This window comes from Mycobacterium sp. GA-0227b, from assembly GCF_001499855.1.
Taxonomy (GTDB): Bacteria; Actinomycetota; Actinomycetes; order Mycobacteriales; family Mycobacteriaceae; genus Mycobacterium.
In genome coordinates this window covers 44,124-64,077 of record NZ_LQIK01000031.1, presented here as the reverse complement: position 1 = coordinate 64,077, position 19,954 = coordinate 44,124, and the positions used below count along the sequence as shown (strand labels likewise).

The following is a 19,954-nucleotide window of genomic DNA, read 5'->3' as shown; positions in this document are numbered from 1 at the left end:
GGCGCGACGGAGTCGCGCTGCTCGACGAATCGTTACGCGGCGCCTAAGCCTTTGACCTCCGCGACGCACAGATCGGCGACGATGGCCGCGAGTTCGGCCGGCGTCTCCTTCGGGTCTTTGAGCCAGGTTTCGATGAGATAGTTGGCGCCGCCGACCATGAACAGAGCGCTGCGGCGCAGCACCTCGGGTTCCGGCGTCTCGGCGCCGAGGACTTCGGGGGCGAGTTCGACGATCAACGCGGCGATGTGGTCGAGGATGCCGGCACGGTGTTCGGCCAGGCCGGCGACCGTGCTGACGTCGCCGGTGGCGATGCGGTGGATGTGCGGGTCGGCGGCGATGATCTCGAGGAACGCCGTCAGCGCCGAGGTCAGTTTGTCGGTGAGCGTGCCGGGATCGCCGACGCCGGCGTTGACCAGCGCCGTGAGCAACTCGTCGCGGACCTCGTCGGCGACGGCGAACACGATGGCCTCGCGATTCGGGAACTGCTCGTAGAAGTAGCGGGTGGTCAGGCCCGCGGTGCTGCAGACCCCGCGCACGGTGACTTCGGTGACGCCGGAGGTCCCCCATATCCGGCGCGCGGCGGTGAGCAGCCTCTGGCGGCGTTCGGTGCGACGGTCATCTGCGCTCACGCCGCCGTAGTCACGCACCACCTCTACGCGCTTCATTGACAAGGACTCTACCTGCGCGTTAGCTTTGGACAACGGTTGTTATCAGAAGTGCTCGAGGGAGAGACGCGATGAATCAGCCCGTTCCGGCCCGTCATCCGTCGAAGCCGGGCCCCGTCCCGGCGGCCGTCCGGTTGTTCGCGACGCTGCTGGGCATCGAAGCGCCGTCGGGTGAGCGGTGGGCCAAGCTCGGCACGAACCTCAACATCGGCGACGAGCCGATGGACCGCCTGGTCGAGTGGATGTCGGCGACGGGCATGGAGCAGACGCGGCCACTGTTCGATCGCGCGCTCACGTCGGGCATCGCCAGCGTGCCCGAGGCACCGGAACCGTTGCGCGCCTTCTTCACTGAGGTCGAGACGGTGCCCGAGTGGGTCGACTGGGATCTCGTGCGGCGAGGACAGCGTGCGCTGCGTGTAGGCGGCGCCGACGGTATGTACGTCGCGCGTGACGTGTCGCTGCTCGGTGGCTACCAGTTCTCCGGGTTCAACAAGACGTTGATCCGGACGGGCGCGCTGGAGAAGGGTTCGAACAAGCGGTTCGCCGAGACGATGCAGTGGGCGTTGGACATCATCTCCGAGGACGGCATGGCGCCGTTGGGTATCGGCTACCGGTCGACGATCCGGGTGCGGCTGATCCACGCGTTCGTACGCCGGCATGTGGCCGCGATGCCGGACTGGCAGGGCGATGACTGGGGGGTTCCGGTCAACCAGACCGACATGGCGGCGACGTTGGTCGGCGCGCTGATCGCTCCGCCGGTGGGCGCGTTGGGAATGGGATTGGTGTTGGCGCCCAAGGAGTATGAGGCGATCGCGCATCTGACCCGATATGTCGGATGGCTGATCGGGGTGGACGACGAGTGGCTGCCGCGCGACTTCCGCGACAGTGTCCGGGTGCTCTATCACACGGTGTCGGCGCTGTCGGAGCCCGACGAGTCGACAAAGCAGTTGGCGATGCCGATGGCCGACGACCCGATGGTGTGGCAGTACCGCAGCATGTCTGGGCTACGCCGGCGCATTGCGCGGTCTCAGCACCTGTCGGTGACAAGCGGATTTCTCGGGCCACGCGCGATGCGGGCGCTGGGGCTGTCGCCGTATGTCGTGCCGTGGTATCCGGTGGTGCGGCTGCCGGTGAATCTGGTGCGCAGCGTTGCGGCGCTGGTGCGTCCCGATGGGATGGAGCGCGCGGCCGTGCGCGGCGACCGCGAGCAGAAAGCGTGGCTGCGCACGATAATCGGCGAGGACGAGGCGACGATCGGCGAGTCCGCCGCACACGTCAGCCGGGTCGCGTAAACGGCCCAGTAGCGCGAGTATCGTGAGTCGTTAGCTTGGAGCAGTATTTGGGGTGCCTGTACGCACGCACGTGGCCGGGGGTGCTGGTCTGCGAAATGGTCCTAGCGCCGAGATTGCATCCAGGGTTGTGCTGATCTGAGAAGACGACCACAGCCGTGTGTGCAATCTCGAGCATAGGAAGCCGAAACCGGACCACACCGAACGCGCGAACCTCGAATTCTCACTGACGACGAGGTAACGACTCAGGACACTAGGGTCGCGTGGTGCCCTCGGGCGGGCCGGGTATCCACACGAAGAGGTCGCCGCTAGCTTCTGATCATCACTCCTCTTGTGGCGACGTCGAAAGCGACGGTGACGGACCCGCGACTCTTCGCTCTCAAACGCAATGCGACACGTTATGGTCCGGCAGTGCACACGCCGGCGAGCGAATCGACGTACTGTTCCACCGTGCACGTCGACGTGATGACGACTCCGCAGCCGCTGCGAGAAATCGGTGACCTGGCCCGGCGGACACGGGACGCCGGGTTCTCTGGCTTGCTGTTCACCGAGACCGGTCGCACGCCGTACCTGAACGCGGCCGTGGCGGCGGAGGCGGCGCCGGGGTTGGAGTTGTCGACCGGAGTCGCGGTGGCGTTTCCGCGCAGTCCGTTCGTGACGGCGGCGACGGCGTGGGAGTTGCAGGAGGCGACGGGCGGCCGATTTCGTTTGGGCTTGGGCACGCAGGTGCGCACGCACGTGGTGCGGCGATACGGGATGGAGTTCGAGCGCCCGGGCCCGCGGCTGCGGGATTACGTGCGTGCGGTGAAAGCGTGCTTTCACGCGTTTCGGACAGGCAAGCTGGAACATCACGGCGACTTCTACAGCCTGGACTTCATCACGCCGCAGTGGAGCGCGGGGCCGATAGACGCGCCGGATCCGAAAGTAGATGTGGCGGCGGTGAACCCGTGGATGTTGCGGATGGCGGGAGAGGTGGCCGACGGAATCCATGTGCATCCGCTCGGCGAGCCGGGGTACATCGGAAGGCATGTGATGCCGAATGTTGCTGAGGGCGCGGCAAAGTCGGGGCGGTCGCCGGATGACATCGCGGTGATCGTGCCGGTGATGACGATCGTGGGAGACACCGATGAGGAGCGGCATCGGGAACGGGAGTTGGTGCGGGCGAGCATGAGCTTCTACGGCAGCACGCCGAACTATGCGTTCATCTGGGACGAGGCGGGCTTCGAGGGCACGACGGCGCGGATCCGGGAGAAGCAGAAGGCCGGCGACTACCAAGGCATGGCGGCACAGATCAGCGACGAGCACATCGCGACGTTCGCGACGGAGTCGACGTGGAATGGCTTGGCGGACGCGCTCGTCGAGAAGTACGGCGATGTGGCGTCACGCATCGTGTTGTACAACGCGCTCGCAGACCCGGGGCGGTTCGAACGCTACGGCGAGGTGGCGCAACGCATCACCCAGCGCGGCTGACTCAGGTCGCGGCATACCTGTCGGTCGCCATCAGTCGAGCGCGAATTCCCCATCTCGAAGCCGCTCGGCCGCACGGCTATCCACCAACTCCATCCGGTCCTCGGGATGTTTCCAGTAGTGCCGCATCATCCAGTAGAGCGGCACCCCGGTCGGTATGTACAGGTTCAGGCCGCCGACGACCTCTTCGCCGCCGTCACGCAAACATAGCACCACCGATCTACCGGCCTTCTTGGTTTCCGAATGGTCTGTGACATCGATGATGTCGTCCCACTCCAGGACCCTTGTCCTGAGGACGTCCGCGATCTCGATCATCGCCGGGGTGAACTTGAGATGTCCGAAGCCTCCTCGCCGCACCCCGGCAACCAAGCCGATAACTGCGATCAAAGCCGCCACGATGAAGAGTGGTGGTGAGAAGATCTGCAGGCCGCGGGAAATGGGAATGTCAAGCACTCCACGCGGAAGAAAGAGTGCAAACAGCAGGCACGCCGGGACCGCAATCACGAGCGCAGTAAAGTACAGTGCGCCAAGCCGCTTGTCTGGCCATACCGTGAATCCCGTTGCGTCGCTAGTTGTCCGGACGCTTATCCTCCCGGTGGCACCAAACAGAACCATCGCCATGATCAACAGCGGAATCGTGAGGACACCGAACAGCAAGACCGTCGTCAGATAATTGCCGCGGAGGGCGGCCAAGGTTCCAAGAACCGCAATGTAGGTAATGATCGCGAGGCACCCGAGAATCGCCCACAACGGCAGCTTGCCGGATTTGGCCCAATTACTCGGCTCGGGGAGGTTCAGTACGGACATACGACATCTCCAACGAATTTGCCCAATTCGGAACCACCGAAAGCTCCGAGGCCCCCGAGAATCAGCACCCCGGCCGGTACGGTGATCGGCGCCCAAGGTCCTCCCAAAGCACCTACCGCCACACCAGCTTCCACACCGCCCCACCCGCCGCCGGCACCCGCGATACCGGCTACCAGGGCGACGCACCGCTCCTTGCCCGAATCGGCCATCACCATATCGAACACCGTCGTCGCCGCCCCCAGCGCTGGACCGCCGAACTTCATCGTCTTCCCGATGTTTTCGACCGACTCCGCGGTGAGCATCGGCAACGAGCCGCCACGAACGATGTGCTTCTCCAGCCCCGACATGGCAGCCCCGGTACCCGTCGAGATATTGTCGATCAACTCGACGGGCACTGCACTGTGCCGACCGCCTGCCGTGGTGAAGCCGGCGGTCCGGTGTCCAGTCGGGTCCATCGACATCGTCAAGTTCGAGCCGTCGGCGTAGGTGATCGACGTGTAATCGCAGTCGGTCCCCATGTCATGCCACGAACTCGTCCGGGCCACGAAATTGCCATCCTTGTCGAACTCCTCCATTTGGTAGAAGTTCTGCTTGCTCGGCCAATCGAAAGGATCCATGCGGGTGGTGACGGCCTTGCTGCCGTCCTGTTTGATCACTGTCGTCACCTCCTCGCCGTGCTTGTTTGTGGATTCGATGACTTCCCGGACGTTCTGCTGCTGATCGGCGGCGCGGATCGAGTCCTGCGCCATCATGCCGACGACTGTGCGCGGGTCCGGCACCTGATCCTGGGGGCGCTGCGCCGTGGGCAACATGATGTCGCCCAGATCGGTCGGCGGGCCCGCCTCGACGAACCCGAATTCGTTGCCTGCGGCCACGACGGCGTCCGCGGTCGCGTTGTCGGCATCACCGACAGCTGTCAGCATCGTGTTGACGGTGGCCTGCTCCTGCTGGGCCAACGCCTGCAGCTTGGCCATCTCCTCCTCGGACATGTAGACCGGATCGACGAGCACCACCCATTGATCACTGACGTTCAACGGGCCGGCGTCGAGTTCGTCGGCCTTGGCCAGCAGCGTCTTGCGGGCAGTACCGATCGACTCGGAGCCACTCCTCAACGCCGCCGCAACCTTGCTGGCGTATTCCGAGAACTTCGACGCTTCACGCTCCGCTCGCCCGAACATCGCACTCGCGGCGTCATGCGATGCTCCCGACCATGCCCGGGTTTCCGGCATCTGCGCGCACGCCGTATCGATACCCGACACGGCATCGGCCACTGTCTGTGCTCGCGTTTTGATCGCCGCGGCGGAGGTCGACAACGACTCTGGATTCCAACCCCGCAGAGTCGGCCGGGAAGGCAGCATCGGTCAGAACAATCCATCGAAGTTGGTCGCCAGTGTCGCGTCGGCCACCTCAAAGGTGTCCCCCGCCCCGCGCACGGCCTCACCCATCTTCGCCACATTCGCTGCCAGCTTGTCGGCCATCTGAGTGAAATGCTCCCCGACCGATCTCGCCGCCCACTGTGTTGTCGACCCGGGCAACCCGTCTGCCGCCGACGTGACGGTGGGTCCCACGGCGGCATCAGTGATACGTCCGCTGACGGTGTCTACGTGGCCGGCGAACGCGCGCAGGATCTCCGGATCGACAAGCACAGAATCCCCTGTCTCGTATTGATGGCCCGTCCATTCTCCAGCACGTCGGAGGGGCCGGGACGCACCAATTCAGCGGTGAGTACCGACCTCCGCGGCCAGTCGGCGCTCTCTACACCCAGCTGTGGTCATGCATAGTGAGTGAACCGAGTTCGCGCAATCGTGACGACGTCGGGAGGACACCGCCCGCGGAACGTTTACAGAACGCTGATCAGTCGCACCGGTCAGTCACACCAGATTGATCGCCTGAACTAACAGGAGGCCGGGCAGGAAGAGAAGTAACGTTGCGGAGCCGCGATCAAGCCGATGAGCATTCCCGTCCAACTTGTCCCAACGCGCCCGGGCATCACGAATACAACACCGATTACAAAGTCCAGCAAGAGAAGCGGGACAGTGAACACTACGAGTGCGAACCACGGAACGAAGTACCACGTCACAAAGCAGACCACGAGGGTATTTCCAAGTGCTGCAACGAAAGTCGCCGGGCCATAGCTCGCCGCTGAAATCCTCTCCGATTCACTCACCGCCGGATTATCCAAACTCCATAGATAAGCCCGCCGACGAGAACCACGCCGTACGAGCCTGCGATGCTGAGGGCCATCCCCATGAGGCTTGAAGAGCCTGATCGAAGAAGTGCGGCGGCAGCCACGGCGGACGCAACGAGGTCGACTGCAGCGCCGGACAGGAACAGCAAGGCCCCATGCGTGCCTACGAACACTTTGCCCGATAGCCAAGCGAATCCGACGACCACCAAACTCCCGCGGACAAATCTGCCGCGTCAGAGGGCAACGCAGCGATGTTAATGTGCGGCAAACAGGGAAGGGGGCACGGTGTCGAATCCGAACGAGCCGCTGAAGGTCGATCCGACAGAACTGCGCATGGCGGCAGACCAGCTCGACGGTCACGCCAGCGCCTTTCGGGCGACGCATCAAACGGCTCAGTCACGGGCGAGCAAAGCGGCTCTCGGCTCGGGATCGGCAGCGACCGCGTTGCAGGGGATGCTGGCGGCGTGGGAAGCCGAAGGTACGCAGTTCAACGAGCATTTCATCCGCCACGCGCAGGGACATCGCGACGCGGCCGACAGCTATGTGCGTACCGATGCCGGCGGTGCCCAGGCGATCGACGACGCGGGTTCTGCGCTGTGAGTTGACCAAGTGTCGCTGAACTTGAAGGAGCTCAAAGAGTGGCCTCCCGAGATCGCCGACCTAGCCCAATCAGCGCGTGAAGCAGCCGCTAACCACAGCAACTCCGCTGAGTTATATCGCTCGTTGATTACGGTCTCCACCTGGGAGGGAAAGGGCGCGGATGCGGCCAAGTCCGCGATGACGGCCACGGCGAGTGACCACGATGGCTTGGCCGACAATCTCGGTAGCGCCGCGACCAGGATGGAACTGGTCCATAAGGACGCTGAAGATCTCGCCGAGACGATCAAGCGCATCCTCGACGACGCGGCCACTCAGCCCGTGGTGGTCATCAACGAGTCGACCAATCAGGTGATCCCCCCTGACACCAGTCACATGACGGAGGAATACGCCGCGCAGGTCGCGGCCAAGGTCACCGATCTACAAGAGCGCATCAGCGCCGCGCTTGCCGACGGCGAGCGAATTGACGCCGACCTGGCGGGGGCAATAACGGCTGCCAGTGGGACAACCGAGCCGGCAGTGAAGACGGCCTCTTCACTAGAAGAGCTGCTGCTACCCCAGAACGGCGAACAGCGTAAAGAACCCAAGCCCGGCGAACCCTCGTCCCCACCGGACAGTCTCGATAGTGCACTGGATCAGCTCACGGGCGAGCCCGGTCATCAGCCCGGGTCGCCGACCGCCGACGACGTCGCGGCCGCCCCAGCCGGGCCACTGCCGATGGACCCGGCGAAGGTCGAGCAGTTCAAGAACCTCGCTCGGCAGGCGATGCTGCGCGATGGTGTGCCGCCAGAGCAGATCGAGCAGCGACTTGACGCGATCGTCGCTGCAGCGCAGAAACCCCTTCCCGCGTCGAAGCCGACCGAGTATGAAGCGGTGCCGCCGCCCAGCGTCTCGGACGGGTTCGCCGAAGGTTGGTTCAACACCGAGGAGAGCATCAAAGGCCTCATCGGAGCCAACGGATGGGAGGAGTTCAAGGACTCCTGGTCCGAAACGGCCAAGGGCACCTGGGAACGGATCACCAACCCCGTCGACTCCTGGACCGAGGAAATCGAGCACTTGACGAAGTACCCCGGGCACTACTTTGGTGAGCTCGCCGGCGAAACCGCGATCACCGCGCCGGGTGCCATGTTCGGCGGTGAAGCCGCCCTGGCCGCCCACGGCGCTCGGGCGGCCATCCCCGACGATGTCATCGATACGCCAAGTGCGCCAGGGACGGTCGATCAGCCAACTCCGCTCAGTCCCTCAGCGGGCGATCAATCACCACCTGCCGTATGGGATTACTCTGACGGCTACTCGCCTGACGCTCCAGCTGTGGCATCAAGCCTCAACGAGGCCTACGTGAATGGCCAGCCCACAGTTGAGCTCGCCCGCCAAGTCGCAGATCTCTCTACACATCACATGCCAAGTCCAAATTCCGACACCGGGAATGCAGACCGCGTGGTCCTGGGGAAGTGGGCCGGACCAGAAGATGGATACATAGGTGAAGCCAGGAAGAACGGCGGTATCTACTACGACACAGGACCCGATACTTGGAGCGCTATCGGTCATGGCCTCAGCAGACCAGAGGCGGACGCACTCGGGTGGCAGGTCAACGAGCAGTTCCTCAAGACTCAGCTGGAGGGCGGCGTTCCACGCATCGACTATGTCGTTGAAGGCACGAGATTCTCGTCGGTCGAAGACGTCATCCGCACCGACCCTAATTCGTTCTCCGCAAAGGAGATAAAGTATCTGATCCAGAATGCACCCGCATACGGATATGAGCGAATTGGAAACTCATGGGTGAGAGTAGGAAGTTGATGGACATGGTTGATCACTTTCCGACTGAAGTGGAGTCCATAGTCGGCCCTCTGTTGTCTGATCTTGGGTTCACTTTAGATAATGTCGACGATCATGTCGATGAAGGCGGTAGGCATGGTTCTGTTGTCTACTACAAATCCGCAGATTGCAAGGTTCAGATCTATCAGTCATCCCGCGAGGGCAGCGTAAATTGCATGATTGCGCCGCTGGATGCACCCAACGTATTCGGTCCTCACGATGCATCTTTTAAGTGGCAGTACCTCACGAAATTTGCTCCGATGCCTGACGTGCCCCTCGAAGAACTGATCAAGACCGTAAGTTTCGAGACCAAGACCAGCGCTGAGGAGTTGCGGTGGGTTCGAGACAATATTCTGAAATACTATGAGGCGGCGCACGCTGGAATCCAGAAACCAAAATAGTTGGAGCTATACTGTGGACCAGTTGACCGAGCGGACAAACGACGGTGACTGACGATTGTTTCGATGAAGTACAGTCCGTTCCGCCCGGAATGGACACGGACACCATTAACGAAGCGGTCCTCATCGGTATGAGCGAATCCGCAATACCCCGGGTGGACCGGCAGAAGCTTATCGATCGCTACGGAGAGGACGAGGGTAACGTCGCCGCCGACCGAGTCATTGAATTAGTCCGCAAAGCGGTTGCGATGCCGATTGATTGGGGAACCATGACTTTGGCCGAAGGCGTCAATGACGTCATCGGAAGATTCAGCCAGCGGCATCCTGAACTGTCATCGGCAGCCTTCGAGGAAATCGGCCGATGCGTAGGCTGGCAACTCCGCTAATCGCCGGCCTGCAACCACCTAGGAGTCGAGAACGGCAGCCGACGTCATTTCGGCGCAACACCGACTCAGCTCGCAACTACTTGACGAAAGCGTGGTCCTGAACAAGTGAGCCGGACAGCACGATGGATACATAGGTGAAGCCAGACGCAATGGCGGTAACTACTAGGACGCGGCACCATGGTGTGAGATCAATCCGCCCGATTGACACCTATCCGTTGGCCCCGATTTCGGCTTTGGAGAACGAAATTGATGGCCCGGCGGGGTTTATGACGATTCCGCTATAGCCGTTTCTGTGAACCATCTCCAGCACCTCGAGCGTACTGAGGGCCGCGACAGCATCCGCTGGGTTGAACGCGACGACCTCTGGAGCGCTGGTAAAGCCGACCAGAGCAGTTGAGCCGTCGGCCATGGCCATCGAACGAACGAGCACCTTGCCCGCGACGGACTTCTCGTCCGCACCCAGCAACATCGGGCCCTCTCTCTGAAGGACTTCCAGGACATCCCGCCTGCCGGTGCGACCGGCATCCAGCGCGGCGAGCGTCGTCTTCAATGGTTCGTTGTTCGGATTACGCAAGGCGAACTCCAAGTCCGTGGCCGACAACGCACACGTTGGACCTGCCGGATCGATATAGAGCCAGGAATCTTGTTGTTGCCGGGCCAACCCCAGCGCGCCGGCCGCGGGCGTGACCATCGACTGAATCTCAGTGCCCGGTGGATACAGGCGAGCGATCTCCTCCTGACGCGTGAATGCAAACAGCGCCCGACCGCCGCCCGGCCCTGTGCCGCCGCGGATCTGGATCCGGGATCCGCGCGGAAACGAATTGTCCACTTGCTTGTCTGACCCGGTGAGGTCGAAGAGTAACTCGCCGTACATGCACGACCGAAGCACCTCAATCGCGCGTCGTTGGTCAGGCTGGGCAGCGAATTCACCGACAGCCCGGCGGACAGTCGAATTGTCGACCAACTCCATGGTGTCGGACCATCCTCCTAGGCTGCGGCGCGGCGGCGAAGGCACGGGGATCGTCCCGGGGCAATGCTCACCGTCAACCGGCTTCTCGACTCGATTAGCTGGTTCGTACCGGGGACCCATACCATCGCTGACGTTATGACCAATAATGCCCTGGCTACTGCCCCGGCCGCCCACCCCTCGCCACCTGGCCGTATCTCCGCCGAGGCGGACCGCCGCAGAACCTTCGCCGTCATCAGCCACCCCGACGCCGGCAAGTCCACGTTGACCGAGGCGCTGGCGCTGCACGCCCGGGTCATCACTGAGGCCGGCGCCGTGCACGGCAAGGCGGGCCGTCGCGCGACGGTGTCCGACTGGATGGAGATGGAGAGGGCCCGGGGCATCTCGATCACGTCGACGGTTCTGCAGTTCCCGTACCGCACTTGCGTCATCAACCTGCTCGACACCCCCGGCCACGCCGACTTCTCCGAGGACACCTACCGGGTGCTGACGGCCGTCGACTCCGCGGTGATGCTCATCGATGCCGCCAAAGGCCTTGAGCCGCAGACGTTGAAACTGTTTCAAGTATGCAAGCACCGTCGGATCCCGATCATCACGGTGATCAACAAGTGGGACCGTCCCGGCCGCCACGCGCTGGAACTGATGGACGAGATTCAGGCTCGAATCGGGCTGCGCCCCACTCCATTGACGTGGCCGGTCGGCATCGCCGGAGACTTCAAAGGCGTGCTCGACCGGCGGACGGGAAACTTCATCCGGTTCACCCGCACCGCAGGCGGGGCCACCGCGGCTCCCGAAGAACACATCGCGGCGGAAAACGCGCACAGCGCTGCCGGTGCCGACTGGGAGCACGCCGTCGAAGAGAGCGAACTGCTCTCCGCCGATGGCTCCGACTACGACGGTGCGCAGTTCCTCAGCGGCGCAACCACTCCGGTGCTGTTCACCTCGGCGGCGTTGAACTTCGGTGTGAATCAACTCCTCGATGTGCTCGTCGAGCTGGCCCCGCCACCGAGCGGAGCACTCGACGTCGGCGGAGCCAGACGCGATGCCGAATCACCGTTCAGCGCGTTCGTTTTCAAGGTCCAGGCGGGCATGGACTCCGCGCACCGCGATCGCATCGCCTACGCGCGGGTGGTCTCGGGCTCCTTCGAGCGCGGGGAAGTCCTTACCCACGCCGCTACTGGCAAGCCGTTTGTCACCAAGTACGCGCAATCGGTGTTCGGCCAGCAACGCGCCACCCTGGACACCGCGTGGCCCGGTGATGTCATCGGGCTGGCCAACGCCGCCGCGCTGCGCCCTGGCGACACGCTGTATCGCGATGTCCCCGTGCAGTATCCGCCGATACCGAGCTTCTCCCCCGAGCATTTCGCGGTGGCCCGCGGCACCGACCCCAGTAAGCACAAGCAGTTCCGCCGCGGCATCGAGCAGCTCGAACAGGAAGGCGTCGTTCAGGTGCTTCGCTCGGACCGTCGCGGCGACCAGGCACCCGTGCTCGCCGCGGTCGGCCCGATGCAGTTCGAGGTGGCCGTCCACCGCATGGCCACCGAGTTCAGCACCCCGATCGCGCTGGAGTCGTTGCCGTATCAGGTCGCTCGGATCGTCGAACCCGCCGACGCCGATTTCATGGACAAGCAGGTGTCGGCGGAAGTGCTGACCCGCAGCGACGGTGTCATGCTCGTGCTGTTCTCCACCCCATGGCGGCTGGAAGGCTTCCAACGCGACAACCCTGAAGTCAAGCTCGGGTCGTTGGTCGCGGCGTAAGGGTTGCCGTCACCGCTCAGGAGACCGCCGCACCGAGCTCCGCGTAGACCATGGCTTCGAAGCCGAGGATCGTCTCGACCATCTTGCCGTCGAAGAACGGCAGCAGCTGCGTCGCGATCACGGCCCCGATCCCCGCCGTGCGGTCGATCCAGTAGTAGCTGTTGAACAGCCCCGACCAGTCGGCCGACCCGGCACTGCGCATGCCGGGCAGGTCGACGAGGTACACGTGGAACCCGAGGCCCCAGCCCTGTGGCACGTCGAGCAGCTCGACCGGGTTAGCCAACTCGGGGACGGTCGGCTCCAGCTTCTTCGGCAGTGGCACCCCGTTGAGGTGGTCGCGCAACGCGAGCTCCACCGTCTCCGCTTTGAGGATGCGCACGCCGTCGAGCTCGCCGCCGTTGAGCCAGGCGCGCACGAAGCGGCCGTAGTCGGCGATCGTCCCGTAGGACCCGTGGCCGCCTGCATCCCACTCCTGCTCGACGTCAAGGTCGATCGTGGTCGGCGCCAGGCTGCCGTCCGGTGCTCGGGAGAGGGTCGGCAGCAACCGCTCGCGTTGCTCGTCGCTCGGGGCGAAAGTCGAGTCGGTCATACCGAGCGGGCCGTACACGTGCTGGGCGAGGTAGTCGCCCAGCGTCTGGCCGCTCACGGCCTCGACGACCATGCCGACCCAGTCGGTGCTGACGCCGTACTCCCAGACCGTGCCGGGATCCTGCACAAGCGGCGCGCTGATGCTCTGCTTGATCCCGGTGAGCACGTGCGGGAAGCCGTAATCAGTGCAGTACTTGAAGAGCTTCTCGTTGAGGAAGTGGTAGCCGCAGCCGGCCGTGTGGGTCATCAGCTGGCGGACAGTCGCCTGTGACTTGGGCGGGCGCAGTACGGGCTCGTTACCTTCGAAGCCATCAAGCACCTGGAGCTCGCCGAACTCGGGCACGATCGACGCGACGGTCGCGTCGAGCCGGACGAGGCCCTGCTCGACGAGCTGCAGCGCGGCGGTGGTCGCGACGGCCTTCGTCATGGACGCGTTGCGGAACATCGTGTCGGGCTTCGCATCTCCGGCCGCACCCTGGTAGAGGACGCCGTCGCGTCCGACCACCGTCGCGGCGATGCCATGTAGCGACCCATCGGCGGTCACACCGTTCAGCAGGTCGTCGATTCGCTCGAAGCCCATCTGGCGCTCCTTCGCTCGTGAAAATCATTGCACGCATAATCGCTGTACCGACCCGATTCGGTGCAACTTCATCGCGCGGAATCGTGCCCCGAGATCGCCTCGATTTCGCATCTGCTGCCGGGACGCGCGCCAGGCGGGCATCGGCCGTCACCGAAACAACATCGAGAGCTTCGGCAAGCGCGACGTAAGCGATGTCGTACGCAGCACACCGTTGCGCAGCTCCCAAATTCATTTTGAGCAGCGGCCGATGGGGCGATCGCTGCAACGGTACGTTCTCGAGGTCCGTAACGGCAAGGGCAGCTACCCGAGCTGTCATCAGCTTCGTTGCGAAGTGCCGGCGACACATCGACACGGTTTCAAGGTCGACGAATTCCGGCGCGGCCAATGCTTCGCCGGTCAGACGGGACGCGGGCATGCTCCCATCGGCCCCGCCATCGCCGAGCGCGACGGCCAGAACGCTGGCGTCAACGACGATTACGTTCTGCCCGAAGGTGACTCACAGCATCTACGAACGACACCTTGCCTCCGCGTCGTGTCGCGAGACGGTCGAATGCCTCCTCCAACGTCGGCTGATTCGCATCGGCGATCAAGCGGCTCCGAAGATATTCCTGCAGGGACTGATGTGCGCGCGCAGCACGCTCAAGCAACACGCGATGAGTGTCGTCCGGAAGATCTTTGATCTGCACACTGGGCATGGCGCCATTATGGCGCCACAATGCAAGTGTGTCGGGGACTCGAGGGTCTCCACCGCTAGACCGCATCGTCGAGATACCAGTACTTGGCTTGTCTGAGTACCTCCCGCCTGTAGCTCGACCTCAGCGCGTCGACTATGGCGATTGTTCCTGACGTCAGTTCGTCTCGAATGCCGCTCTGCGCGTGTGCGAATGGGATGAACGCGCGTAGCAGGTCGGGCGTGTCCAGCATCACCTCCAGCGGAATGTGCTCCTCGAGGTAGGGCGTGCCTCCGATCGCGTGTTCGACGCGCGCCGCGCTCCACCGCAACGGATCACCCGTCCCCGTCTCGATAAGCTCCAGCAGCAGCTCCCGATGACCGGCGTCGGTGAACGGCGCCGCGGAACCAGTCGCGAAGAACCTGCCGCACAGCTCCTCGGCCGCCTTCCAGTCCATGGCCGGTGGCCGGTGCTCGCCGCCCTGTGGTAGCAGTTCGACCATCCACCGCACCAGTGCTCGGTAGAGCGGCCAAGTGTCGGTCTCAGGTGCAAATGTCGGCTTGGCGAGTGCATGCTCGATCCACACGCGTGCGTCGCCCAGCTTCATATCGAGAACCTGGACATCGCTGCTGGATTCGGCCAACTGCGCAAGCGTCTCGTCGATCGGATCAGGCACAGCTCCTGCATCGGCAATGCTCGAGAACATGTTGTTGTCGATCCGGACCGCAATCGTCAGCTCGTGACCACCAGCGAGTCGAACACCGACCACGAGTTCGTCAACATCGCCGAAGACATTGATCCTGCGCACCGCCCGGTAGATGTCGGCCTGCGACAAAGCGGTGATCCATTGCGGCAGATGCTCGCCTCGTTCGGCCAGTTCGTGTCGGCATCGGAGCTGTTGCGCTGGATCGTCGACGAGAAGTTCCGCGACGACGGCCAATAGCGCCGTAATCTCCCGGTTCCGTACACCGATCAAGCCGTCGAGAACCCTGTCCAGATAATCCGTATCGCATCGGTCGGACTTCAGCGATAGCAGCGGTTCGGGTTTCGCCACGCGAATCACCACGCTGGCCATGCTGAGCAGGCCGAGTGGGTGCCCCGCCAAGGAACGACGTATCGCGTCCCTGAGTGTCCAGTCGGCCGAACCTTTGTCGTTTCGCTTCTTCGCCCGCCGCACGTCACGTCGAGCCTGTTTGGCCGAGCGTGTTCGTCGTCCGTTACTCATATCGCGGACGCTACTCACGGAGTGACATGCCACGCCCGCGCCGCTCAGAGCCGCTTGGCGTCCAGCGCCTCATCACCGCGGCGGCACATCACCATGCAGTACACGCCGGGAGGCCGACTTTTGCGCTTGCGGTATGCAGCTGTCTTTGACCGGAGCATGTGCGAGCTGCGACTAGTCGCTGGCTGGACCGTAATGGCCAGTGCCCTACTGCGCATCCGCGCTGCCAGCCCGCGACGGCAACAGGATTCGAGCGGCTACGAGTGAGCACTCCGATATGGCCGATAGCCACCAAGTGACTGTGACACTCTGTGTAACGCGCTTCGCGAAGATGACTGAAGCCGGCTGGGGAGTTGACGGAGGGTCGCGTGATTCGGAGTTCCGCTGGCGGCACGGAGTCCCCGTGGTCGCCGCGGGAAGCTGAACTGCTCGGCGTGACGCTGGAACTCCTGCAGGAACACGGTTACGACCGGTTGAGCCTCGACGCGGTGGCCACGGCCGCGCGCGCCAGCAAGGCCACCCTCTACCGACGCTGGCCGACGAAGGCCGAACTCGTGCTGGCCGCATTCGTCGAGGGCACCCGACATGTCGCGGTCGACCCCGACACCGGCACGCTGCGCGGCGACCTGTTACGACTCGCGCAGCAGATCAGCGCTCACGTCAGCACGCATGCCAGCACCATTCGCGCGGTGCTCATGGAGATCTCCCGCAGCGACACCCTCGCCGCCATGCTCCACGAGCAGTTCCTCAGCCAGCGCAAGGCGCTGATATCTCGCGTCCTTGCCCGTGCCGTCGACCGCGGTGAGATCGACGCCTCCGCCATCACCGAAGACCTCTGGGACGTGCTGCCCGGTTACCTCATCTACCGCTCCGTCCTCACCGGCCGGGCGCCAACGCGCCGCACGATTCAGGACTTCGTCGACAACGTGCTCATCCCCAGCCTCACCCGCCACAACGACTGACCTGTCTATCCAGTGAACGAACCACGTACGGCTTGTCAGGAAACGGTCCCGTACCGTACCGTCAAGTTCGTTGATACCCGCTGAGAGGGTGTCACGCCGTCCGTCAACGTGTGACTGCTCGTCGAAAGGGCCGCGGATGCAGCGGGTTTCGATCGGAAGCCGATTGATGCGGCATTGGATGCTTCTGGTGGCGGTGATGGTCGTCGCGGTGGCGGGATTCGCGGTCTACCGGCTGAACGGCATCTTCGGCTCGCAGGACGTCACGTCGACGCCGGATAACGCCGCGAACGAGATCGTCCCATTCAACCCGAAGCATGTCGTCATGGAGGTGTTCGGTCCCCCGGGCACGGTCGCGACCATCACGTACACCGACATCGACGCCCAACCACAGCGGGTCGACGACGCGGCTCTTCCCTGGGTCTACGACGCGACCACCACTCAACCGGCCGTCTTCGTCAATGTCTCCGCACAGGGCGACAGCGACTCCATCGGCTGCCGGATCAGGATCGACGACGTCGTCAAGGACGAGAGAACGGTCAACGCGGTGAACGCATACACCTACTGCTTGGACAAGTCAGGATGAGGACCCAGACGGGCACGGAGGAGGCCGAACGCCTGACGTCGACCGATCGCGTCGCCAAGTGGATCCGCAGGCTATGCGTGCCGATTGTGTTGTTCTGGCTGGCCGTCGCCGCTCTGACGAACGTGTTCGTGCCGCCGCTCGAAGAGGTCGGCGAAGAACACAATGTGGCGCTGAGCTCCCCCGATTCGCCGTCGCTGCAAGCGTTTCAGCGCATCGGTGAGGTGTTTCATGAGTTCGACACCGACAGCGCGGCGATGGTGGTGCTCGAGGGTGACCAGCCTCTCGGCGCCGAGGCCCACGCCTATTACGACGAACTGGTCAAACGGTTCAACGAGGACACCAGGCACGTCCAGCACGTGCAGGACTTCTGGGGCGATCCGCTCACCGCCGCCGGATCGCAGAGCGCTGACGGCAAGGCCGCCTACGTCCAGGTGTTTCTCATGGGCAACCAGGGCGAGGCGCTGTCGTTGGAATCCGTCGACGCGCTGCGTGACATCATCGCCAAAACTCCTGCACCACCGGGCATCCAGGCCTACGTCACCGGCGCGGCAGCCCAGGTCGCCGATCAGTTCGAGGTTGGTAGCGAAGGCACCGTGTTGGTCACCGTGTTGACCGTCGTGGTGATCGCGGTGATGCTGCTGATCGTCTACCGCTCACCGGTCACGATGATCATCGCGCTCATCACGGTGCTGATCGAGATGGCGGCGGCACGAGGCATCGTTTCGTTCCTTGCCAACTCCGGAGTCATTGGCCTGTCAACCTATTCGACCAACATCTTGACACTGCTGGTCATCGCTGCCGGCACCGACTACGTCATATTCCTGCTCGGCCGCTACCACGAGCGACGCAACGAAGGCATGGACCGCGAGGCCGCCTTCTACGACATGTACCGGGGAACGGCGCACGTGATCCTCGGGTCGGGTTTGACCATCGCCGGCGCCGTGGCCTGCCTTCACTTCACCCGGCTGCCATACTTCCAGAGCCTCGGAATCCCGTCCGCGATCGGTGTTCTCGTCGCACTGGCCGCGTCGTTGACGCTGGCACCCGCGGTACTCGTGGTGGGCAGCCGGTTCGGTCTGCTGGAGCCCAAACGCAAAACCGCCAAGCGGGGATGGCGGCGGATCGGCACGGCGATTGTCCGGTGGCCCGCCCCGATCCTGGTCGCCACACTGGTGATCGCATTTGTAGGACTTCTGTCGCTGATGGGCTACAAGGTGAGTTACGACGACAGCCGGTATATGCCTGCCAGTGCCCCGTCCAATATGGGTTACGACGCCGCGGAGCGCCACTTCACAAGGGCGCGATTGAATCCCGAACTGCTGATGATCGAAAGCGACCACGATCTGCGCAATCCCACCGACATGATCCTGTTGGAACGGGTTGCCAAGGCGGTATTTCATACTGATGGCGTCGCGCAGGTGCAGTCGATCACGCGGCCCTTGGGCACGCCGCTGGATCACACGTCGATCCCGTTCCAGATCAGCGCGCAGAGCGCAGCGCAGATCAACAACCTGCCGTTCCAGCAGGCCCGTGCCGACGACATGATCCGGCAGGTGGCAGTCATCAACGACTCGATCAACATCCTGCGCCAGCAGCACGCGCTGCAGCAGCAGTCCAGCGCCATCACGCACGAGCAGAGCGAGGCGTTTGCGCAGACGGTCGCCACGGCGCAGGATCTGCGCGACAAGATCGCCACCTTCGACGACTTCTTCCGGCCGATACGTAATTATTTCTATTGGGAGCCACACTGTTACAACATCCCGATCTGCTGGGCGATGCGCTCGCTGTTCGACGCGCTCGACGGCATCAACGAGCTGACCGATCAGTTGGCGAACGTGTCGGGCAGCATCGCCAAACTTGATGAGCTGCAGCCGAAGCTGCTTGCGCTGATCCCGCCGCAGATCGAATCGCAGGAGACCAACCGCGATCTGACGATGACCAATCACTCCACCACGGCGGGTCTTTACGATCAGACCGCGGCGGCGCTGGAGAATGCAACTCAGCTGGGTGCGGCGTACGACGCGTCGGACACCGACGATACGTTCTACCTGCCGCCGGAGGCGTTCAGCAACCCGGAGTTCGTCCGTGGGATGAAGTTGTTCATGTCGCCGGACGGCAAGGCGGCGCGGATGATCGTCACGCACGACGTCGATCCGGCGACGCCCGAAGGGATTTCGCATATCGATGCGATTAGGCATTCGGCGATGGAGGCGGTCAAGGGAACGCCGTTGGCGGGGTCGAAGATCTACATCGGCGGAACGGCGTCCACCTTCAAGGACATCGCCGATATGGCGAAATACGACCTGATCATCGCGGGGATCGCGGCGATGGCGCTCATTCTGCTGATCATGATGTTCATCACGAGAAGCCTCGTTGCCGCGCTCGTGATCGTGGGCACCGTGGCGTTGTCGTTGGGCGCGTCATTCGGCTTATCGGTCTTGTTGTGGCAGCACATCTTAGGCATCGAGTTGTATTGGGTGGTATTGCTGATCGCGGTGACACTGCTGCTAGCGGTGGGGTCGGACTACAACCTGCTACTGGTCTCGCGGTTCAAGGAGGAGATCCACGCTGGCATAAACACGGGCATCATCCGGTCGATGGCGGGCAGTGGCTCGGTGGTGACGGCGGCGGGCCTGGTGTTCGCCTTCACGATGGCGTCATTCATCTTCGCCGATCTGCGGGTGCTCGGGCAGGTCGGCACGACGATCGCGTTGGGCTTGCTGTTCGACACGTTGATTGTGCGGTCGTTCATGACGCCGTCGATCGCCGCGCTGCTCGGACGATGGTTCTGGTGGCCGGTGGTGGTGCGGCAGCGGCCGGTGCCGCAGAAGTTCGGGGACGGGACCACGCGACAGATGTCGTTGTTCTAGACCTGCGCACGGGCTCCTATTACTGCTTTGCGCCCACGGGCTGCCCGGACCGCGCCGGATCGCGGGGACTTTCCGAAGACACCTACCGGGTGCTGACGGCCGTCGACCCCGCGGTGATGCTTATCGACGTGCGAAAGCTCT

Annotated in this window: 19 protein-coding genes; 11 read left to right on the top strand and 8 right to left on the bottom strand. The window is 63.4% G+C overall.

Annotation, left to right across the window (positions count from 1 at the left end; all coding sequences use genetic code 11):
• Window positions 1-32: 32 nt before the first annotated feature.
• The gene (locus AU185_RS19555) at window positions 33-665 is read right to left on the bottom strand and encodes a TetR/AcrR family transcriptional regulator (protein WP_059101264.1); all 633 of its coding nucleotides are present in this window, start codon (window positions 663-665) and stop codon (window positions 33-35) included.
• A 71-nt stretch (window positions 666-736) separates the two neighbouring features.
• Here AU185_RS19555 and AU185_RS19550 point away from each other — a divergent pair, with 71 nt between their 5' ends.
• Window positions 737-1,957 (top strand): oxygenase MpaB family protein, encoded by a 1,221-nt coding sequence (locus AU185_RS19550; protein WP_059101263.1) that lies wholly within the window; start codon window positions 737-739, stop codon window positions 1,955-1,957.
• Window positions 1,958-2,404: 447 nt separating this feature from the next.
• Complete coding sequence (locus AU185_RS19545; RefSeq protein WP_059101262.1) at window positions 2,405-3,424, top strand: TIGR03617 family F420-dependent LLM class oxidoreductase; 1,020 nt, start codon at window positions 2,405-2,407, stop codon at window positions 3,422-3,424.
• 30 nt (window positions 3,425-3,454) lie between these two features.
• Here AU185_RS19545 and AU185_RS19540 read toward each other — a convergent pair whose 3' ends face one another.
• The 3 genes from AU185_RS19540 to AU185_RS19530 are packed head-to-tail and all read right to left on the bottom strand — an operon-like array spanning window position 3,455 to window position 5,874.
• Window positions 3,455-4,228, bottom strand: coding sequence for a PH domain-containing protein (locus AU185_RS19540; protein WP_231740415.1), 774 nt, complete (start codon window positions 4,226-4,228; stop codon window positions 3,455-3,457).
• Window positions 4,216-5,586, bottom strand: coding sequence for a WXG100 family type VII secretion target (locus AU185_RS19535; RefSeq protein ID WP_059101261.1), 1,371 nt, complete (start codon window positions 5,584-5,586; stop codon window positions 4,216-4,218). Before AU185_RS19535 ends, AU185_RS19540 begins: the two co-directional genes overlap by 13 nt.
• Window positions 5,587-5,589: 3 nt before the next feature.
• The gene (locus AU185_RS19530) at window positions 5,590-5,874 is read right to left on the bottom strand and encodes a WXG100 family type VII secretion target (protein WP_059101260.1); all 285 of its coding nucleotides are present in this window, start codon (window positions 5,872-5,874) and stop codon (window positions 5,590-5,592) included.
• 827 nt (window positions 5,875-6,701) lie between these two features.
• Here AU185_RS19530 and AU185_RS19515 point away from each other — a divergent pair.
• The 4 genes from AU185_RS19515 to AU185_RS19500 all read left to right on the top strand — a co-directional run bounded on the left by AU185_RS19515 (window position 6,702) and on the right by AU185_RS19500 (window position 9,612).
• Window positions 6,702-7,016, top strand: coding sequence for a WXG100 family type VII secretion target (locus AU185_RS19515; protein WP_059101257.1), 315 nt, complete (start codon window positions 6,702-6,704; stop codon window positions 7,014-7,016).
• 9 nt (window positions 7,017-7,025) lie between these two features.
• Window positions 7,026-8,810: an Rv0964c family protein gene (locus AU185_RS25230; RefSeq protein ID WP_059101256.1), complete on the top strand. Its 1,785-nt coding sequence runs from the start codon at window positions 7,026-7,028 to the stop codon at window positions 8,808-8,810.
• Entirely contained in the window at window positions 8,810-9,229 is a 420-nt protein-coding gene (locus AU185_RS19505; RefSeq protein WP_059101255.1) for a hypothetical protein, read from the top strand. Before AU185_RS25230 ends, AU185_RS19505 begins: the two co-directional genes overlap by 1 nt.
• Window positions 9,230-9,318: 89 nt before the next feature.
• Complete coding sequence (locus AU185_RS19500; protein WP_059101254.1) at window positions 9,319-9,612, top strand: hypothetical protein; 294 nt, start codon at window positions 9,319-9,321, stop codon at window positions 9,610-9,612.
• 208 nt (window positions 9,613-9,820) lie between these two features.
• Here AU185_RS19500 and AU185_RS19495 read toward each other — a convergent pair whose 3' ends face one another.
• Window positions 9,821-10,582, bottom strand: coding sequence for an SseB family protein (locus AU185_RS19495; protein ID WP_059101253.1), 762 nt, complete (start codon window positions 10,580-10,582; stop codon window positions 9,821-9,823).
• Window positions 10,583-10,717: 135 nt separating this feature from the next.
• Between AU185_RS19495 and AU185_RS19490 the strand changes: the two genes are divergently transcribed.
• A complete protein-coding gene (locus tag AU185_RS19490; protein WP_059101502.1) occupies window positions 10,718-12,337 on the top strand; it encodes a peptide chain release factor 3 in 1,620 nt (539 codons plus the stop codon).
• Between the two features lie 16 nt (window positions 12,338-12,353).
• On the opposite strand, the gene AU185_RS19485 is transcribed toward AU185_RS19490, so the two are convergent.
• The 3 genes from AU185_RS19485 to AU185_RS25725 all read right to left on the bottom strand — a co-directional run bounded on the left by AU185_RS19485 (window position 12,354) and on the right by AU185_RS25725 (window position 14,852).
• A complete protein-coding gene (locus tag AU185_RS19485) occupies window positions 12,354-13,505 on the bottom strand; it encodes a serine hydrolase domain-containing protein (protein ID WP_059101252.1) in 1,152 nt (383 codons plus the stop codon).
• Window positions 13,506-13,969: 464 nt separating this feature from the next.
• Window positions 13,970-14,200, bottom strand: a complete 231-nt coding sequence (locus AU185_RS24850; protein ID WP_082683987.1) for a FitA-like ribbon-helix-helix domain-containing protein — start codon at window positions 14,198-14,200, stop codon at window positions 13,970-13,972.
• Between the two features lie 55 nt (window positions 14,201-14,255).
• Window positions 14,256-14,852 carry a hypothetical protein gene (locus AU185_RS25725; protein ID WP_231740413.1) on the bottom strand — a complete coding sequence of 199 codons (597 nt, stop codon included), beginning with the start codon at window positions 14,850-14,852 and terminating at the stop codon, window positions 14,256-14,258.
• A 63-nt stretch (window positions 14,853-14,915) separates the two neighbouring features.
• Here AU185_RS25725 and AU185_RS25720 point away from each other — a divergent pair, with 63 nt between their 5' ends.
• The 4 genes from AU185_RS25720 to AU185_RS19465 all read left to right on the top strand — a co-directional run bounded on the left by AU185_RS25720 (window position 14,916) and on the right by AU185_RS19465 (window position 19,813).
• Window positions 14,916-15,119: a hypothetical protein gene (locus tag AU185_RS25720; protein WP_231740412.1), complete on the top strand. Its 204-nt coding sequence runs from the start codon at window positions 14,916-14,918 to the stop codon at window positions 15,117-15,119.
• Between the two features lie 647 nt (window positions 15,120-15,766).
• Window positions 15,767-16,360, top strand: coding sequence for a TetR/AcrR family transcriptional regulator (locus AU185_RS19475; RefSeq protein ID WP_059101250.1), 594 nt, complete (start codon window positions 15,767-15,769; stop codon window positions 16,358-16,360).
• Between the two features lie 136 nt (window positions 16,361-16,496).
• Window positions 16,497-16,943, top strand: a complete 447-nt coding sequence (locus tag AU185_RS19470) for an MmpS family transport accessory protein (RefSeq protein WP_172800406.1) — start codon at window positions 16,497-16,499, stop codon at window positions 16,941-16,943.
• Window positions 16,940-19,813, top strand: coding sequence for an MMPL/RND family transporter (locus AU185_RS19465; RefSeq protein ID WP_059101249.1), 2,874 nt, complete (start codon window positions 16,940-16,942; stop codon window positions 19,811-19,813). Before AU185_RS19470 ends, AU185_RS19465 begins: the two co-directional genes overlap by 4 nt.
• The last annotated feature ends 141 nt before the right edge of the window (window positions 19,814-19,954 follow it).

Coding starts and splice junctions, on each gene's coding strand:
- AU185_RS19555 (WP_059101264.1), bottom strand. CDS start 665: ATGAAGCGCGTAGAGGTGGTGCGTGACTACGGCGGCGTGAGCGCAGAT.
- AU185_RS19550 (WP_059101263.1), top strand. CDS start 737: ATGAATCAGCCCGTTCCGGCCCGTCATCCGTCGAAGCCGGGCCCCGTC.
- AU185_RS19540 (WP_231740415.1), bottom strand. CDS start 4,228: ATGTCCGTACTGAACCTCCCCGAGCCGAGTAATTGGGCCAAATCCGGC.
- AU185_RS19535 (WP_059101261.1), bottom strand. CDS start 5,586: ATGCTGCCTTCCCGGCCGACTCTGCGGGGTTGGAATCCAGAGTCGTTG.
- AU185_RS19505 (WP_059101255.1), top strand. CDS start 8,810: ATGGACATGGTTGATCACTTTCCGACTGAAGTGGAGTCCATAGTCGGC.
- AU185_RS19500 (WP_059101254.1), top strand. CDS start 9,319: ATGGACACGGACACCATTAACGAAGCGGTCCTCATCGGTATGAGCGAA.
- AU185_RS19495 (WP_059101253.1), bottom strand. CDS start 10,582: ATGGAGTTGGTCGACAATTCGACTGTCCGCCGGGCTGTCGGTGAATTC.
- AU185_RS19490 (WP_059101502.1), top strand. CDS start 10,718: ATGACCAATAATGCCCTGGCTACTGCCCCGGCCGCCCACCCCTCGCCA.
- AU185_RS19485 (WP_059101252.1), bottom strand. CDS start 13,505: ATGGGCTTCGAGCGAATCGACGACCTGCTGAACGGTGTGACCGCCGAT.
- AU185_RS24850 (WP_082683987.1), bottom strand. CDS start 14,200: ATGCCCAGTGTGCAGATCAAAGATCTTCCGGACGACACTCATCGCGTG.
- AU185_RS19470 (WP_172800406.1), top strand. CDS start 16,497: ATGCAGCGGGTTTCGATCGGAAGCCGATTGATGCGGCATTGGATGCTT.
- AU185_RS19465 (WP_059101249.1), top strand. CDS start 16,940: ATGAGGACCCAGACGGGCACGGAGGAGGCCGAACGCCTGACGTCGACC.